Here is a 15,950-nt window from a genome sequence, read left to right as displayed (position 1 = left end):
GGCGCGGCCTAGCGGAGCATGAGGACGTAGGCCTTGGCCGTGCCCTTCATGAGCCCGGCCTGATGGGCGGCCTTGGCTCCCGGTCCGAGGTAGAGGTCGAAGTGGTTGCCGCGCATGCAGCCCGTGTCCTGGGCCATGACGAAGCCCGTGAAGCGTTCCGGCGCGGGCCCGGGAAAGCCGGGCAGGTCGCCGTCGACGGCGAGCAACGTGCCGTAGGGCACGAATCCCGGGTCCACGGCCACGCTGGCGTGGGGCGTGACCGGCGCGCCCATGGCGCCCACGGGCGGGGTCTGCGATTCCTTGAAGAAGATGTAGCTCGGGTTGGAAGTCAGGTATTCCCGCATCTCCGACGGATGCTCCTCGAGGTAGCGGCGGATGCGCTGCATGCTCATCTCTTCCTCGGGAAAGCAGCCCCGGTTGACCATCACCCGGCCCACGCCCACGTAGCGGTGGCCGTTGTTGCCGCCGAACAGCGCGTAGACCGTGGAGCCGTCCTCCACGAAGCGCAGTTTGCCCGAGCCCTGGACGTGCAGGAAAAAGACCGCGATGGGGTCCTTGGCCCAGCCGATTTCGAGTCCCCGGCCGCGCAGCGCGCCGTGGTAGTCGATGGCCTCGCGGCTGTGCTTTTTGGCAAGCGCCCCCGGGTTGCGGTAGATGGGCCAGACGTAGGGGCCGTGGGAAGTGCGCGAAACCTCGATTTCGGGCTCGTAGTAGCCGGTGAGGAGCGTGTCGGAATCGAGCGGCGTCCATTTGAAATATTTGGAAAGGAGCGACGGGTCGCGGTCGAGTTCGGGCAGGATGCGGCGGAACGTGACCAGCGTCTGGTGAAGCTGGCCCCAGGTCATGGTCGCGCCGGGACGGTCCACGGCCACGGCTCCGGCGGGCTTTCGCGCCGTGTAGGCGATGGAGCGGTCCACGGCCGGGGCCAGGGCGGCGAAGCTCGTGATCTGCTGGCTGGCCGGGGAGATGCGCGTGTTCCAGGGGGTGGTCGGCGCGGCCTGGCTGAAAAGCCCGGTCGGCGGCGGCGTCGGCGCGGCGGCGCGGGACTTGGGCGTTTCGGGAGCCGGCGTCTCGACGCCGGCGCAGCCGGAAAGGCCGAAAAGGACCGCAAGCACGCAACAAAGGACCGCGAAACGCCCGGGAAGCCGCGTGGAATCGTTCATTTCCGGGCTATAGCGCGGGCCGCCGACGTTGGCAACGCGGACGGCCGCATACCGATTTTCTGTTCAATACGACAGGATCTTGTCCGCAATCCGCATCTGGTCATAGAGGAACTGCATGTTGGACAACGAAACCGGCGCTTCGGCTTCCACTCCGTGGATGCCCAGGCATTTGCCTCAGGCGGCGAGCCGGCCTTCGCTCAATCCGAAGAGTTTTGCCTCGGCCGCGATGGGCAGGGCCGCGCTGTCCCCGGCCAGCAGGTCCACGGCCGGTCCGTTCAGGAAGATGGTGACCTCTTCGCCCTTGTTGAGCAGGAAATTGCCGAGCCGCACGGCGTTCCATTTGATTTCGGGGTCCGGACTGGAAAGGATGATAAGTATTTGCATAGTCGATGCCTCTCGTCACAATCAATAGAAAATATCTATTGAAAGAACAAGAAACTTCCAGCCGGCGACGCCGGGGCGTCGCCGGAGAACTGGGACCGGATGCGCAAGGCGGGCCGGCGAAGCCGGCGCGCGGGGAAGCAGCGCCTAGGGCAGGGGATGCGTGCGCGCGTATTCCAGCAGGTCCTCGTAGATCCGCTGGCAGGTGGCCACGGGCACGTCCGGGGCGCGCATGAGCGTGGGGCCGTCCTGGCTGAAGAGCGCCGCCCAGGGCTTGGCGGAAAGTTCCTCCCAGGCCCCGTGGCGGCCGTAGCTGATGACGCCGCTGACGGATTGCAGGCGCAGTTCGAAGGATTCGTAGCCCATGGGGCCTTGGAGGGTCTTGGGGCGGCTTTCGTGAAACGGGCCGGCCTGGGCGGAAAAATAGAACCAGCCGCCGATCTGGATGTCCCCGAACCAGCGGTCCCCGTCCTCCAGACGGTCCGACTCCATGAGCAGCGTCCTGAAATCCTCGGCCATGTGACCTCCTTGGCGAGACGTCCGGGGTTTGTAGCCCGGGGGGGCGGGCACGGTCAACGACGGGCTCTGCCCGCCAGTGCCAGCAGGTACTTGAACACCGCGGACACGTAGCGTCCCGAGACCACGTCGGGCAGGGGGAAGCGGGGCAGGCTCGCGTCGCCGAGGGAGCCGGCGAGCGCCAGGAACACCTGTCCCGACAGCCGGGAAAGCCCGGGTTCGAGGGTCGTTTCCCAAAGCGCCGCCTCGGCCGCCTGTTCCATGCCGGAGAGGATGCAGGCGATGGGGCGATTGGCGAAAATCAGGCATACGCCCTCTCGGGAAAGAGGGCACAGCCGCGCCCAGGAGGACAGGCAGTGCGCGCTGCCCGCGCCGTAGCGCCGGGCGAGGTCCTCCATCTCGCGCGCGGCCGCGGCCGCCTCCTCGATCACGGCCAGCCGCGTTTCGCTGGAAAGGCCGACGTTGATGCGGTTGCTCACGTGCACGGCCTCGATCAGCGACAGGAACAGGGGCCGGCGGCAGCAGCGGGCGTGGTCGCGGCCGCAGCGGGGCAGGTTTTTCGCGGCCATGCGCGCGGCGGCCACCAGGGCGGCGTAATCGGCCAGGAACGGATGCAGGTCCACGAGGTGGCCGCATTCCAGGCGCGGTTCGCGGATGGTGAGCCTGCCCGCCGCCTTGCCGTAGCGCCGGATGGTCCACCACTGGTCGAAGTTCGCGGGCTTGGAGCGCAGGGGCCGCAGCACCCTTGCGGCCAGCTTGTGGCCCAGGCCCCGGCGCAGCAGGTAGGCGTTTAGGACCGTGCCCGTACGGCCGATGCCGTGGCGGCAGTGGATGAGCACCTTCTTGCCGAGGTAGATGGCCTCGTCGAGCCAGGCCAGGGCCGATTCCAGGGCGGCGAGGTCCGGGGCCTGCTCGTCGGCGACGGGCAGGTAGCGGACCTCGAAGCCGGCGGCGGCCTCGATGTCGTGCAGGTCGCAGAATTCCGCGCACAGGTTGAGGATGGCCGTGATGCCCTGTTCCTTGAGGGACGCGAGCTGTTCGTGGGACATGGGCGCGCCGCCGACGGCCAGATGGTCCGTGACCCAGGTCAGGGGATAGGCGTGCGCGGCGGGTTTTTCGGCCATGACGGTCAACGGTCGGTGCGTTCGATGAAGGCGTCCACCCAGGCGTCGCCCGCGGCCGTGTCCTCCAGCCGGATGTCGAGCAGACGTGTGGCCGCGAGCAGGCAGCCGAGCATGGCCAGGCGTTTTTGCGCCACGTGCTCCGGAATGCGCGCCAGCGTCGCGTCGAGCAGATCGCCCGTGACGCGGACCTCGAAGCCGAAATGGGCGAGCACCCGGCGCACGCAGGAAAGCCGCAGCGCCCGGCGGGCGATGTCCGCTCCGCCGCCCTTGAAGCGGAAATGGACGAAGTTCTGGTTCTCCTTGGGCCCGCACAGCGCGTCCACCACGGTGAAGTGGTAGCCGAAGCGCAGCATGACGTGGGCGTAGACGTCGGAAATGACGGCGTAGCTGGCCAGGTGCCGGTCCTCGCCGAGGAAGATGCCGGCATTCGTGCGGTCGAGCGCGACGTCGTCGGTGATGGGCGGCCCCTCGGGCCAGGGCGCGTCCTCGGCCGCGAGCCCCGCCCACAGCGCCCACATGGGCGCGCTCCTGATCTGGTCCGGGCGCAGTTCCTTGTCCGCCGCCGCGGACTCGAACACGCCGCCACCGAGGTCGAGCACGTACATGCTCATGGGAAGCCCGCTTTTGACCTTGCGCGCCGAGGCCATGCCGCGCGCGTCGTCGCCGACCAGGGCGAACATCTCGGTCACGGCCTTTTCGTGGGCGAAGCGCACCACGTCGTGCAGCGAGCGGACCTTGGCCGGGGTGAAATCCGGGGAGGTGGGGTCGGTCAGGGTCAGCGAGGCAAGCAGCGGCACGAGGCGGGCCAGGCGCGCGGCGACCGGCGACCCGGCGTCGGCGCGCGCCTGGCGCGGCCGGGTGAGCAGCCCCTCCACGCGGCCGCGGTACACGGCCCCGGCGTCGGCGTCCACGGTCGCGACTTCGCCTTCGTGCAGGGACTCGAAGGCGTCGGTCACACCCGTCAGCACCGGCACGCCGAATTCCCGGGCCACGGAGGCGAAATGCCCGGCGCGGCTGCCGGAAAGCGCGACCACCGCGGCCAGCCTGTCCACGACCCGGGCGAGCGTGGTCGGCAGCGTGGGCGTGACCAGCACCGTGCCCGGCACGATGGCGTCCACGTCGAGGACCGTGGCGGCGAAAAGCACCGTGCCGGCGGCCGCCCCGCCCGAGGCCCGCTGGCCGCCGGAGACGAGAGGCGCGATGCCCGGGCGCTCCCGGGGCGCGGCCTGCGGCGCGGTCTCTTCCTCGGATTCGACGGCCATGGGCCGGGATTGCACGACGAACAGTTCGCGGCCGGGCGTTTGCACCCATTCGATGTCCTGAGGCGCGCCAAAGGCCTTTTCCAGGGAAAGCCCGAGACCGGCGAGGCGGGTGGCCTGCTTTTCGGCGAGCACCTCGCCGTCGAGGCTTGCGCGGTCGAGGAGGAAATGCGGCGGGTCGTGGGACAGCACCAGGCGTTCGGGGCTGGTCGCGCCCTCGACCAGCGCGCCGCCGAGGCCCGGCACGGCGTAGACGGCCATGGGCGCGCCCGGGTCGCCGCTGTCGCGCGTGTAGAGCACGCCCGAGGCCGCGGCCGGCAGCATGGGCAGGTACAGGACCGCCATGGGCGTTTCCTCGTCGGCGTAGCCGGTGAGCACCCGGTAGGTGATGGCCTTGGCCGCGTACTTGCCCGCGACCACGCGCTGGTAGGCTTTCGCGGCGTCGTCCGGCGCGACGTGCAGCAGGCTTTCGTACTGGCCGGCGAAGGAGGCGCGGCCGTCCTCGGCCACGGCCGAGCTGCGCGCGGCGAGCAGCAGCGGCTCGCCGCCGGGGTTGGCGGCCAGGGCCTTGGCCGCGTCGCCAAGGGGGACGGCGATTTCCTCGGGCAGGACCGCGCCGAGCACGAGTTCGCGGATGGCGGCCGCGGCCTCGGCCACGTCGCCCGGCCGGGAAAGGTCCACGCGGCGCAGGTGGCGGTTGATCTTGGGGCGCAGTTCGCAGGCTTCCAGGAAATAGCGGAACGCGCCCGTGGTCACCGTGAAGCCCGGGGGCACGGGCACGCCCGCCGCGGCGGCCCGGGCCAGGTTGGCGGCCTTGCCGCCGGCTGTGTCCGCATCGCCTGCCAGTGCTTCCAGGGGGCGCACGAAGGGCGCGGCCATGTCCCCGGCGGGCACGTCCAGGGCCATCTGGACGTAAAAATCCACCTTCTTGGCGTACTCGGCCAGGTCCAGGTGCCTGCTCGGCGACAGCCGCCCCAGGCGCGCGACCATTTCCGACACCGACAGGCGCAGCCGCCTGGTCAGGTGGGCGACTCTGGCCCAGTCCGCCACGGCCGAGCCGTAATGGACGTCCTCCACGGCGGCGATGAGCTCCAGGCACAGGTCGTCGAAACGCAAAAGTTCCCGGAAGGCGTTGTACTTTTCCCGCAGCAGCACGCCCGGGGCAAAGACCTGGTAGGTCCAACGTCGAAAGAGTTCCTTGGAAAACACGGCAATCCCCGCTCAACCGCCCTGCGATGCGGCGAGCGCCTCCTCCACCTTGCGTTCGAGTTCTTCCTTGTCGATGGGCTTGACGCAGTATTCGCAGGCCCCCAGGCGCACGGATTCGCGGGCGGTTTCGAGGGTCGGGTAGCCCGTGAGCATGATGACCCGGGTTTCGGGGGAGCGTTTCTTGATTTCCTCGAGCACTTCCACGCCGCTCATCTTCTTGAGCTTCATGTCGAGGATGGCGAGGTCGGGCTTTTTTTTCGCCACATGGGCGAGCGCCTCTTCCTCTTCGGTGAAAACGCCGACGCTGTGGCCTTTGCGTTCAAGGATGCGCTTGATGACCACGCCGGCGTCGATGACGTCGTCCAGCACGATGATGTCGGCCATGTTTATTGCTCCGCGGGCTCGGCGCCCAGGCAGACACCGAGGGTTTCTTCGTGATCGAGGGGCAGGTCCACGACGAAGACGGTTCCGGGCCCGGGCGCTTCGCCCAGGTTCATGTCGTCGAAAAATCCCGGGGGCACGGGGCTTTGGACCGTGATCGAACCGCCGTGGTCCTTGATGATGCCGAAGGAGACGGAGAGCCCGAGGCCGGTGCCCTGGCCCACGGGCTTGGTGGTGAAGAAGGGGTCGAAGATGCGGGACTGGTTTTCCGGGGCGATGCCGGGGCCGGTGTCGGCGAACCAGGCCGTGACCTTCTGCTGGGCGGCAAACAGGCGCGAGCGCACGAGCAGCGCCCCGCCGCGCGCGCCCATGGCGTCGCGGGCGTTGGAGAGCAGGTTGATCCAGACCTGTTTGAGCTTTTCCGGGTCGCCGTAGATGATGGGCATGCGTTCGTCGAGGTCCGTGGCGATTTCGGTCCGCTCCAGGGAAAAGGCGTGGCGCACCAGGGTGACGGCCTCCATCAGCGAGTTGTTGAAACACATTTCGATCTTGGCGCTTTCGGCCTGGCGGGAAAACCCGAGCAAGTCGGCCACGATTTTCCGGCAGACCTTGGCCTGTTTCTCGATGGTTTGCAAATCGCAGCGGATCTGGCTGTCGGCGGGCACGTCTTCCTGCAGGAGCTGGGAGTAGCCGAGGATGACGCCAAGAGGCGTGTTGATCTCGTGGGCCACGCCGCCGGCGAGTTTCCCGAGCGATTCCATCTTCTGGGACTGGATGAGCTGTTCCTGGAACTGCTTGAGCTGGGTCACGTCGCGGGCCGTGCGCAGGATGCCGATGGCCCGGCCCTTGGAATCGGCGATGGGCACGCGCACCACGTGCAGCCAGGTGGTGGCCCCGCCGCGGCGCAGGGAGACCTCGCGGTCGCTCGGGCGGGACGCGCCGAGGACAAGGGCGTTCTCGTCGTGCATGGCCGCGCCTTCGTCCTCGGGAAAGACGTCGCGGTCGCTGGCGCCCACGATGTCGTGGGGGTCGCGGCCGACGAAGGCGGCGAAGGCCTTGTTGACGGCGAGATAGGCGAGGTTTTCGTCGAGCAGGCAGACAAGGTCCGGGTTGGCGTCGAGGATGGTGCGCAGCTGGCGCTCCTGGCGCGAGAGCACGCGTTCGGCCCGGCGCAGCTCGTCGAGGTGTGTCTTGAGCGACACGGCCATGACGTCGAAGGTTTCGGCGAGATCCTGGATCTCGTCGCCTTTCTGTTCGCTGTAGACCGGGCAGCCCTGGCAGGACTCCGGCCCGCCGTCGCGCTGGTTGGGCGAGGCCGTGAGCCAGCAGCGGCGGTCGCGGTCGCCGTGGGCCGGACAGGCCGTCTTGTCGCAGGAAAGGATGGCGGAGCAGGCGAAAAGCGCGCGCGGCCCGGCCCGCTGGTCCAGGTTGCCCTTGACCACCTCCTCGGCGTGGGCGCGCAGCCTGTTGATGCGCTCGGTGACGCGCCGGGCGAAGAGCGTCGAAGGGGCCAGGGCGATGATCATGGCCGCGGCGGAATAGAAGACGATCATCAGCGCCAGGCTGTCGGCAGCGGCCTCGGCCTTGGTGCGCGAAAGCCCGATGCGCGCCGTGCCGAAGGGCGTGCCCACGATGACCACGGGCGCGGCGAAGTCGTCGATGAACTCCCGGCCTGTGTCGAGGAGCTGGATGTGCGGCCTGCCGGCCTTGGGCGCGTTGGCCGTGCGCAGCTCCACGGGAAAGCCGCCCTTGAAGGTGTGGACCAGCACGTTGCCGTCGCGGTCGAGGATGAAGGCGTAGACGATGTCATCCACTTTCTTAAGCTCGTCCACCATGTTTTTCAGGCGCAGCAGGTCCATGGAGAGCATGGCGTCGGACACGCGCATGGCCAGGTTTTCCGACAGCACGAGGCCGCGCTTGCGCGTCTCGGCTTGCAGTGATTCCGCCGCGGCCCGCCACGTGAGGTAGGCCAGGGGGATGCTGATGAGCCCGACGATGAGCACGATGCCGCAGTTGATCTTGGTGCGAAAGCTCAGGCGGGAAAGACGCGGCAGCCGGATCATTCCGTATTCTCCGCCGCGACGAGGTCGAGCTTCTCGGCCAGTTCGCGCACCGGCGCGTAATCGGCGTCCGTGGCCGGGATGATGCCGCGCATGCCGGCGGTCTGGAGGATGACGGCGTCGTCGGGGCGCTTCATGGACAGGGCGAACATGGCGTGGGAGATCCGCTCGACCACGTCCGGGGCGAGCCCGGCCCGGGCGGCGTAGACCCAGCCGGGATAGGCCTTGCTCTCGGCCAGGACGCGGATCTGGCCGATGTCGATCTTGCCGCGCAGGATGTCGAGGGCGCCGTCACGGATGGAGCCCACGTCGCAGGTGCCGGCGAACACGGCGAGCACCACCTTTTCCTGCTTGCCGCCCGGCCCCGGGGCGAAGCTCACTTCGGCGAAGTCGCGGCGGCGGATGCCGTGGTCGAGGAATTCGCCGAGCGCGTAGAGGTAGCCGCCGGCCGAGGACGGGTCCACGGCCATCCAGCGTTTGCCCCGGCAGTCGGCGATGGTTTTGAGCTCCGGGTTGTCACGGCGGCAGATGATCTGGCTGCGGAAATCCGGCTTGCCCGAGGGCTCGATGATGCGGGCGAAGGCGCGCGCGCCGGAGCGGGCCATGCGGATGTAGGCGAAGGGGTTGGAATAGGAGATGTCGATTTCGCCGCGCTCGACCATGCGCACGTGCTCCTCGAAGGTGTCGGGGAAGATCTGGCGCAGGGAGAGGCCGGTGGCCCTGCCGAGGTACTCGAGCAGCAGGCGGTGGCGCTCGTAGGAGACGGTGTGGGCGTACTGGGGGAGGTAGGCGTAGGTGACGGCGCGCGGCGGCACGCGCAAGGTCGGCTCCTCGCGGCGCGACAGATTGACGCGCACGGCGTCCTCGTCGTCGCCGCAGCCGGCCAGCAGGGCTGGCAGGGCCAGCAAGGCCCGCAGGACGTCACGTCGCCGCATGCAGATTCCTCCCGTCAGTCGGGGAAGAATACGCGGTTTCGCGACGGCTGGAAAGGGTCGGACGCGGCTCGCGCCCTTGCGCGCGAGCCGGGCCGCCGCCGGGCGGCTCAGGCCCCGGGTTTGCCGAGGTCGGTCCAGGGACGCAGTTTGGCGCGGCGTGCGGCCATCTCGCGGCGTTTGCGCTCGACGCGGCCGAGCACGGGAATCTTTTGCCAAAGCGGCCACATGGCCAGGCGCAGCAGGATGTAGAAGCCCAGGAACACGGCGTTGTAACGTACGGCATGGCCGGGGAAGACCGGCACGTCCACGCCGTCGAAGCGTGTGGCCAGCCAGGCCAGGGCGAACGGTACCGGCCAGACGGAGACGGAAAAAAGCGCCGCGCCCGCGAAAAAGGACTTGCCGAAAGCCTCGTTGGCCTCCTTGTTGGCGGCCTTGTACGCGACCTTGTCCCCGGCCTCGATGGCGGCCACAGACAGGTTGTGCATGCGCGTCATCTCGCCTTCTTCCTTGGCGTAATGGCTGCGGTTGAACAGCCACACGAGGTCGTAGCTGAGACGGCCGAGCAGCAGGCAGCCCAGGGCAAGCAGCAGCGTGCCCAGGTAGAAGCCGGCCACGGCGGACCCGGGCAGGCGAAAAGGAAAGATGAGCACGGCGTCGAGCAGTTCGTTCACGCGGTCCCTCGTTTCGTGGCGTTGGAAGAGGGTCTACACCAGCTTCGCGGGAAAGCGAAGGCGGCCGGAAGTCGCAAAAAAGGCCCCGGGCGCAAGGCCCGGGGCCGCCGTTTGGGAAGGGCTTTTTTCCGTTAACCGAAAATCCGGAAGTTGAAAAAGCCGCGCAGGACATAGTCGATGCCCACGTACAGGGCCAGGACGATGAACAGGCGCTTGAGCCAGATGTCCGGGATATACTTGGAGGTGCGCGGGCCGATGATGGAGCCGACCACGACGCCGACCAACTCGATGCCGATCATGTGCCAGTGCAGGGGCACGCCGCCGGACATGAAGGTGGCGATGGAGGTGATCATGCTGACGAGCACCGCCAGGGCCGAGGTGCCGGCGGCCAGGTACATGGGCAGCTGGGCGACGCTGGTGAGGAAGGGCACGAGCAGGAAGCCGCCGCCGACGCCGAGGAACGCGGCCAGGGCCGAGATGACGATGCCGCCGACGAACGGGATCAGGGGGTTGAAGCCAAATTCGACGCCGTAGAAGGTGAAGGTGATGCGGGTGAGGCCCAGGGACGTGACCTTGACGCCCAGGGCCTTGGTGTCGATCTTTTCGCCGCTCTTCTGGCGCTTGACGGTTTCCTCGAAGGCCTTGGCCGCGGCCTTGGCCTTTTTCTTGCTTGCCTGGCCGGTCGGGGTGGTTTCCCAGAACAGGTAGCAGCCGAGCAGGAGCACGAACAGGCCGAAGTAGCCCTGGTAGGAGGAGAAGGACACCTTGCCGGCGGTGAGCGTCACGGACATCCAACTGCCTGCGATGGAACCGAGTCCGAGCGCCGCGGCGAGCGGCAGCACGAGGCGGCCCATCTTCCAGTAGTTGAACGAGGAGATCAGCGCGGAAAGGCCGACCAGCCACTGGTTGGAGGTGCGGATGGAGTCGGTGACGAGCTTGTTGAGCTCAGGCGCGGTCTGCTTGAAGGTCTTGGCGTAAGCGCCGTAGCCGTAGACGGAGATGTGGCCGACGCCGGCCATGACGCCGCCGAAGGCGCCCACCGTGGAGAAGATCCAGCCGACCCACACGGCCCAGCCGAAGGCCAGTCCGAGGCTGACCTCGGGCGCGCCGGGGATGCCAAGGAAGCCCTTGGGCGCGGCCGGGTCGATCTGTCCGGGGCCGCTGCCCACCGGGGTCTTGGCGATGGCGTCGGCCAGCTTGTCGGCGAAAGCCGGTTCGAACCACAGGGCCAGCACCGCGAGGGCGACGAGGCCCACGGGCAGGGTCAGTTTCCAGTTTTTCACGGTGGTCTCCTTTTTTGGCGGCGAAATCGTCCATTGCGCGATGGGACGCCGCACGGCTTTTCAGAAACGCCGGGCGCGCATCCCCAGCCAGGAAGCGGGGCGACATTGCCTGCCTGCCGCCGCAACTCCAGGCACTGTCGTGGGAAACGGACCGCTGCGAAACGGTCGTGAAAGGCTTTTGCGCGTCTTTCCCCTCCACGCGCCATTCCCACGCAGTGCACCCGACATGCGCCTCCCGTCCGTGACGGTGTGGCGACTGCTTAGGATCAGGATAGAGCATCGCGCCTTGCAATTGTCAAGGAATCACTGCAATCGTTCCGTTTTTCGCAATTTTTTCCCTGGAGGGGGGGCAAGGAGCCGGAAAACGGGGCCTGAATTTGTGATCTTTTTCACAAAGTCAGGCCATAAAAAAAGGCCTTGCCGCCCCGGCAAAGCCCTGTCGCCGGCCTGCGGGCCGGACGGCTTCCTTCTGGCACAAGCGGGCGCGGATGGCAAGGGACGCAACCTCTCCGAAAGACGAAATTTCCGTCGGCGCCGCACGAACCGGGTAGGCCGCGTTTTCCCTTTGACCCGTGGCAGGTTGCGCGCTATACCACGCCCGCCCCGGACCCGGTCCGGGCGAGCCCCTTATCGCGGAGACCTGCCGATGCTCCCCTTTTTCGGTCCCAAGACACAGAAGGACTTTGCCGAGAAGCTCTACGGCAAGCCGCGCAAGTATCGGCTGCGCCGCAACGGCGCGGCCGTGTTCGTATCGGGCCGTCTGCTGGCCCACTACCGCCGCGACGCCCTGCCCGACGGCCTCATGCCGCCTGCCGCCGGGCGCGTGGAGCTTCTAGGCGTGCTTCTTTCCGCGGCCGGCCGGTTCGTGGTCTATTACGCCGTTTCCTATCCCGAGAGCGAAGACATCGCCGGGCGGCACGAATACGTGCATGCCTGCCCGAGCCTCGACGCGGTGCGCGATTTCCTGGGGGCGATGCACTATCCGGACAAGGGCGAATTCGCGGACGCCATCCTGGTGCGCGCGGCCAAGACCCTTGCCGCCAATGCGCAGACCGCGCCCCTTGCCACGGAGATCTTGCGCCAGATGCCGGACGCCGCGCCGGCGCCCGAAGCCGTCGAAACCGGCGACGACACGGCGGGCGTTGCCTCCGCCGCAACACCCCCCGCGCCGGCAGCAGGGGAGGGCGCGTCGCAGGAGCCCTCCGAAACCGCACCCCCGGCCGACCGCACCCCCTCCTGACGCAACGACCCCGGAATCCGCCGCAGCGAATCCCGGGGTCGTCCCAATTTTATCTCATCCCTCCAGCAAGGGGGGCCGGGGGGGATTATCCCCCCCGGCCGCCGGAGGCATCTTCAACTCTTCATCTTCCCTCTTCTCCTTTCCCCCGCCTCACATCTGGCGCAGCAGCAGGCGTTTGCCGTAGGTGTCGCGTTCGTCCACGTTGTCCTTGCCCGGCCGCACGAAGCGCAGGGCGTGGGCGGTGCAGCCCGTGACGCAGGCCGGGTCGAGGCCTTCGTCGATGCGGTCGCGGCAGTAGTCGCACTTGACCACCTTGCCCGTGGCCTCGTTCCACTGCGGGATGCGCCAGGGGCAGGCCTGGATGCAGGCCTTGCAGCCCACGCACAGCTCTTCCTTCACGTAGACGACCCCGTCCTCCTCGCGCCGGGTCATGGCCCCGGTGGGGCAGGCCGGCACGCACCAGGGCCGTTCGCAGTGGAAGCAGGACATGTAGAGATTGAGGAGCCGCGGCTTGGCCTTGACCATGTCCGGGCCCACGGTGACGAGCTTGCCCGGTTTGGCCGAGGGCGGCACGGCGTTTTTGACCTGGCAGTGCACCTCGCAGGCGTGGCAGGCGATGCAGCGCTTCTTGTCGAGTTGGATCATGTATTTGCTCATTGGGGCTCCTTGGCGTCGGCGGTCGGGGCGGCGACGGCGGGTTGGGCGGGCGCGGCGAGCGCCTGCTCGCGAAGGCGCGCCAGGAGGTCCAGGCGGAAATCCGCCCGGGAGCTCCCGACGTAGTAGACATGCTGGGAAAAGCGCAGCGAATCCACGGGGCAGGCCCGGGCGCACTGGCCGCACAAGCTGCACAGCGAGTAATCGAGGATGAACGCCCCGGGGGTCTTGCAGCCTTTTTGCGGGGCCGGGGCCATGGCCTCGGCGCGGGCGATGAGTTCGCCGGCCATTTCCTCGGCCTCGCGGCCGGCCGGGCCGGAAGCGCCGCCGCCGACGAAACAGCCCACGGCGATGCACGACGACGGGCAGGCGCGCACGCAGGCGCCGCAGGCGATGCAGCGCGGCACGGCCGGGTCGTCCTCCTTGCCGATGAGCTCCACATGGCCCCGGTAGGTGTCGAGGTTTCGCACCTCGCCCATGGGGTAGAGCACCGTGACGGCGGGTTTGGTCAGGGCCTTGCCGGTGATGCCGAGGCCCACGAGCAGGCTTTTGATGCCCGTGGCGGCTTCGGCCAGCAGACTGCTTACGGTCACGATTCTGCCCTCCATGGGTTTGGCCGCGCGTGCGCGAGCGGTCCTGAGCCAGTCTAAACGGTTTTTTTCGCGCCGTGTCAACGATCGGGTCACAAGTTCCCGCGTTCACAAACATCTTGTTTGAAGAGCGTGATTACGCACTTCGCACGTTCCTCATTTCACGACACTTTTCCCTTGCACCCGATCACGAATTCTTGATAATGCGTGAGATGCTAAAGCATCCCGGCAAACGCAACGCCGCCTCGATTGGAGCAAGTCATGAAACACAGCAAGGTCTATAGCGTCTGCGGCATGTGCACGGTGCGCTGCCCCATGATGGCCACCGTGTCCGGCAACAAGGTCGTGCATTTGCAAGGCAACCCCCACGCGTCGGGCATCAAGGGGGCGCTTTGCGCCCGCGGCGCGGCGGGCGCGGCGCTCATTGCCGACGACGAACGGCCGCAATTCCCCATGATCCGCGCCGGCGAGCGCGGCGAGGGCAAATGGCGCAAGGTGTCCTGGGACGAGGCGCTGGCCTACGTGGCCGGGGAGCTTTCCCGCATCAAGGAAGCCCACGGCGCGCGCTCCATCCTGCTCTCCGACCGCGGCGGCCCCTTCCGCGACATGCACCGGGCCTTTTTGAAGGCCCTCGGCAGCCCCAACTACTGCAACCATGATTCCGCCTGCGCGCGCAACGTGCAGCACGCCGCCCTGTCCCTGTTCGGCTTCGGCAGAAAGGACGTGGCCTACGACTACAAGAACAGCAAGCACGTGGTGCTCCAGACGCGCAACATCTTCGAGGCGATCAACGTCAAGGAGGTCAACGACCTGCTCGACGCCAAGGACGCCGGGGCCAAGATCACCTGCATCGACGTGCGCACGACGGTCACGGCGGCCAAGGCCGACACTTTCCTCATGGTGCGCCCGGGCACGGATTACGCCCTCAACCTTGCCGTCATCCACGAACTGCTTTCCCGCGACCTCTACGACAAGGCCTTTGCCGCGGCCTGGATCAAGGATCTCGATGCGCTCAAGGCCTTCGTCGCGCCCTACGACACGCATTTCGCCGCCGCCGAGACGGGCGTGCCGGCCTCGCGCATCGCGGCCCTGGCCGACGCCCTGGCCGCGGCCGCGCCGGCCGTCATCTGGCACCCCGGCTGGATGACCGCCCGCTACGGCGACTCCTTCAACGTCTGCCGCTCGGCCTACGTCATCAACGCGCTGCTCGGCTCCATCGGGGCCAAGGGCGGGCTGCCGCTGGTCAACAAGCCGGCGCACGTGGGCAAGAAGGGACTCAAGAACCTCGTGGACCTCTTTCCCAAGCCCGGGGACAAGCGCGTGGACGGCGTGGGCTGGATGGAAGGGCGCACCCACTTCGATACCGGGCCGGGACTCGTCAACCTGGCCTACGAGGCCATCGAGTCGGGCGAACCCTATCCCATCCGCGCCTACATCGCACACCGCCACGACCCGCTCATGGCCTTCCCGGACACCGCCGACCTCAAGCGGCGTTGGGCGAAGCTCGAACTGCTCGTGTCCGTGACCTTTTCCTGGTCCGACACGGCCTGGTTTTCCGACGTGGTCCTGCCCATGTCGCCGTACCTCGAGCGCGAATCCATGATCGCCTCCAAAAGCGGCGTGTCGCCGTCGTTTTTCGTGCGCCGCCGGGCGCTTGAGCCGCGTTTCGACACCCGCGCCGACTGGGAGATCTACCGCGACCTCGCCCGGGTCATGGGCATCAAGGAACTCGATTTCGCGGGGATCGAGGACATCTGGGCCTACCAGCTGCAAGACACCGGGCTTTCCATCGCCGACTTCGAGGCTACGGGCATGGTCGGCCTCGGCGGGCCGCTGTACCGTCCCGTGGATGAGAAGACCTTCAAGACCGCCTCGGGCAAGATCGAAATGGTAAACCCCAAGCTCGAAGCCGACGGCGTGGTCTCCCTGGCGCCCTACGTCTCGCCGGCCGCGCCGCCCGAAGGGGCCTTCCGCGTGAGCTTCGGCCGCGTGGGGCTGCACACCCAGGGCCATACCGTCAACAATCCGCTGCTTTTCGCGCAGATGCCGGAGAACGTGCTGTGGATCAACGCCGCCGAGGCCGCCAAGCGCGGCATCGCCGACGGCGCGCTGGTGGAGGTGCGAAACGGCTCCTTCGCGGGCAGGCTCAAGGCGAAAGTCACCGAGGGCATCCATCCCGAAACCGTGTTCATGGTCCACGGCTTCGGGCACACCCTGCCCGTGGAAAGCCGGGCCCGGGGACGCGGCGCGGCCGACAACGAGCTCATGCCCGGCGGCATCGCCAACTGGGACAAGGGCGGCGGCGGCGTGTGCATGCAGGAGCATTTCGTGACGGTGGCTCCGGCCTGATCGTCCCGATAAAACAGGCGAAACGTCAGCAATGCACAGGGTTGCCGGCGTTTCGCCCTTGTGGGAAACCGTAACGGAGCCACCATGCGAGGGTCACGAAAATTCATAAAGTCCGTTGACCCGCGGTTCTTTTGT

The 15,950-nt window shown here is 67.7% G+C and carries 14 protein-coding genes; 2 read left to right on the top strand and 12 right to left on the bottom strand.

Annotated features, from left to right (window positions below; translation table 11 throughout):
- Window positions 1–8 precede the first annotated feature (8 nt).
- The 10 genes from Q368_RS0113630 to Q368_RS0113585 all read right to left on the bottom strand — a co-directional run bounded on the left by Q368_RS0113630 (window position 9) and on the right by Q368_RS0113585 (window position 10,982).
- Complete coding sequence (locus Q368_RS0113630; RefSeq protein WP_029459610.1) at window positions 9–1,163, bottom strand: MltA domain-containing protein; 1,155 nt, start codon at window positions 1,161–1,163, stop codon at window positions 9–11.
- A 63-nt stretch (window positions 1,164–1,226) separates the two neighbouring features.
- Window positions 1,227–1,547, bottom strand: a complete 321-nt coding sequence (locus Q368_RS0113625) for a DsrE family protein (protein WP_245611347.1) — start codon at window positions 1,545–1,547, stop codon at window positions 1,227–1,229.
- Between the two features lie 144 nt (window positions 1,548–1,691).
- Complete coding sequence (locus tag Q368_RS0113620; protein ID WP_029459608.1) at window positions 1,692–2,063, bottom strand: hypothetical protein; 372 nt, start codon at window positions 2,061–2,063, stop codon at window positions 1,692–1,694.
- A gap of 53 nt (window positions 2,064–2,116) precedes the next feature.
- Window positions 2,117–3,184, bottom strand: a complete 1,068-nt coding sequence (locus Q368_RS0113615; RefSeq protein ID WP_029459607.1) for a protein-tyrosine phosphatase family protein — start codon at window positions 3,182–3,184, stop codon at window positions 2,117–2,119.
- Between the two features lie 5 nt (window positions 3,185–3,189).
- Window positions 3,190–5,652: a PEP/pyruvate-binding domain-containing protein gene (locus tag Q368_RS0113610; RefSeq protein WP_043785973.1), complete on the bottom strand. Its 2,463-nt coding sequence runs from the start codon at window positions 5,650–5,652 to the stop codon at window positions 3,190–3,192.
- Window positions 5,653–5,664: 12 nt separating this feature from the next.
- Entirely contained in the window at window positions 5,665–6,036 is a 372-nt protein-coding gene (locus tag Q368_RS0113605) for a response regulator (protein ID WP_029459605.1), read from the bottom strand.
- Between the two features lie 2 nt (window positions 6,037–6,038).
- Window positions 6,039–8,096: an ATP-binding protein gene (locus tag Q368_RS0113600; protein ID WP_029459604.1), complete on the bottom strand. Its 2,058-nt coding sequence runs from the start codon at window positions 8,094–8,096 to the stop codon at window positions 6,039–6,041.
- On the bottom strand, window positions 8,093–9,028 hold the full coding sequence (locus tag Q368_RS0113595) for a phosphate/phosphite/phosphonate ABC transporter substrate-binding protein (protein ID WP_029459603.1): 936 nt from the start codon (window positions 9,026–9,028) through the stop codon (window positions 8,093–8,095). Before Q368_RS0113595 ends, Q368_RS0113600 begins: the two co-directional genes overlap by 4 nt.
- 107 nt (window positions 9,029–9,135) lie before the next feature.
- The gene (locus Q368_RS0113590; RefSeq protein WP_043785969.1) at window positions 9,136–9,699 is read right to left on the bottom strand and encodes a hypothetical protein; all 564 of its coding nucleotides are present in this window, start codon (window positions 9,697–9,699) and stop codon (window positions 9,136–9,138) included.
- Between the two features lie 131 nt (window positions 9,700–9,830).
- Entirely contained in the window at window positions 9,831–10,982 is a 1,152-nt protein-coding gene (locus Q368_RS0113585; RefSeq protein WP_029459601.1) for a sulfite exporter TauE/SafE family protein, read from the bottom strand.
- 646 nt (window positions 10,983–11,628) lie between these two features.
- On the opposite strand from Q368_RS0113585, the gene Q368_RS0113580 reads away from it, so the two are divergent.
- The gene (locus Q368_RS0113580) at window positions 11,629–12,222 is read left to right on the top strand and encodes a hypothetical protein (RefSeq protein WP_043785965.1); all 594 of its coding nucleotides are present in this window, start codon (window positions 11,629–11,631) and stop codon (window positions 12,220–12,222) included.
- A gap of 150 nt (window positions 12,223–12,372) precedes the next feature.
- Here the strand turns inward: Q368_RS0113580 and Q368_RS0113575 are convergent, their stop codons facing one another.
- Together Q368_RS0113575 and Q368_RS0113570 are read right to left on the bottom strand one after the other, a co-directional pair.
- Entirely contained in the window at window positions 12,373–12,879 is a 507-nt protein-coding gene (locus Q368_RS0113575; protein ID WP_029459599.1) for a 4Fe-4S dicluster domain-containing protein, read from the bottom strand.
- Complete coding sequence (locus Q368_RS0113570) at window positions 12,876–13,469, bottom strand: 4Fe-4S binding protein (protein WP_029459598.1); 594 nt, start codon at window positions 13,467–13,469, stop codon at window positions 12,876–12,878. Before Q368_RS0113570 ends, Q368_RS0113575 begins: the two co-directional genes overlap by 4 nt.
- A 258-nt stretch (window positions 13,470–13,727) precedes the next feature.
- Here Q368_RS0113570 and Q368_RS0113565 point away from each other — a divergent pair, with 258 nt between their 5' ends.
- Complete coding sequence (locus tag Q368_RS0113565; RefSeq protein WP_029459597.1) at window positions 13,728–15,815, top strand: molybdopterin-dependent oxidoreductase; 2,088 nt, start codon at window positions 13,728–13,730, stop codon at window positions 15,813–15,815.
- Window positions 15,816–15,950: the final 135 nt, after the last annotated feature.

Origin of the sequence: Solidesulfovibrio alcoholivorans DSM 5433 (assembly GCF_000702665.1) — a bacterium.
GTDB lineage: Bacteria > Desulfobacterota > Desulfovibrionia > Desulfovibrionales > Desulfovibrionaceae > Solidesulfovibrio > Solidesulfovibrio alcoholivorans.
This window is presented reverse-complemented; position numbering and strand designations above follow the sequence as displayed.

Bases quoted from the DNA above. Each gene is read 5' to 3' on its own strand.
- Q368_RS0113630 (WP_029459610.1), bottom strand. From the start codon at position 1,163: ATGAACGATTCCACGCGGCTTCCCGGGCGTTTCGCGGTCCTTTGTTGC.
- Q368_RS0113620 (WP_029459608.1), bottom strand. From the start codon at position 2,063: ATGGCCGAGGATTTCAGGACGCTGCTCATGGAGTCGGACCGTCTGGAG.
- Q368_RS0113615 (WP_029459607.1), bottom strand. From the start codon at position 3,184: ATGGCCGAAAAACCCGCCGCGCACGCCTATCCCCTGACCTGGGTCACG.
- Q368_RS0113605 (WP_029459605.1), bottom strand. From the start codon at position 6,036: ATGGCCGACATCATCGTGCTGGACGACGTCATCGACGCCGGCGTGGTC.
- Q368_RS0113600 (WP_029459604.1), bottom strand. From the start codon at position 8,096: ATGATCCGGCTGCCGCGTCTTTCCCGCCTGAGCTTTCGCACCAAGATC.
- Q368_RS0113595 (WP_029459603.1), bottom strand. From the start codon at position 9,028: ATGCGGCGACGTGACGTCCTGCGGGCCTTGCTGGCCCTGCCAGCCCTG.
- Q368_RS0113580 (WP_043785965.1), top strand. From the start codon at position 11,629: ATGCTCCCCTTTTTCGGTCCCAAGACACAGAAGGACTTTGCCGAGAAG.
- Q368_RS0113575 (WP_029459599.1), bottom strand. From the start codon at position 12,879: ATGAGCAAATACATGATCCAACTCGACAAGAAGCGCTGCATCGCCTGC.
- Q368_RS0113565 (WP_029459597.1), top strand. From the start codon at position 13,728: ATGAAACACAGCAAGGTCTATAGCGTCTGCGGCATGTGCACGGTGCGC.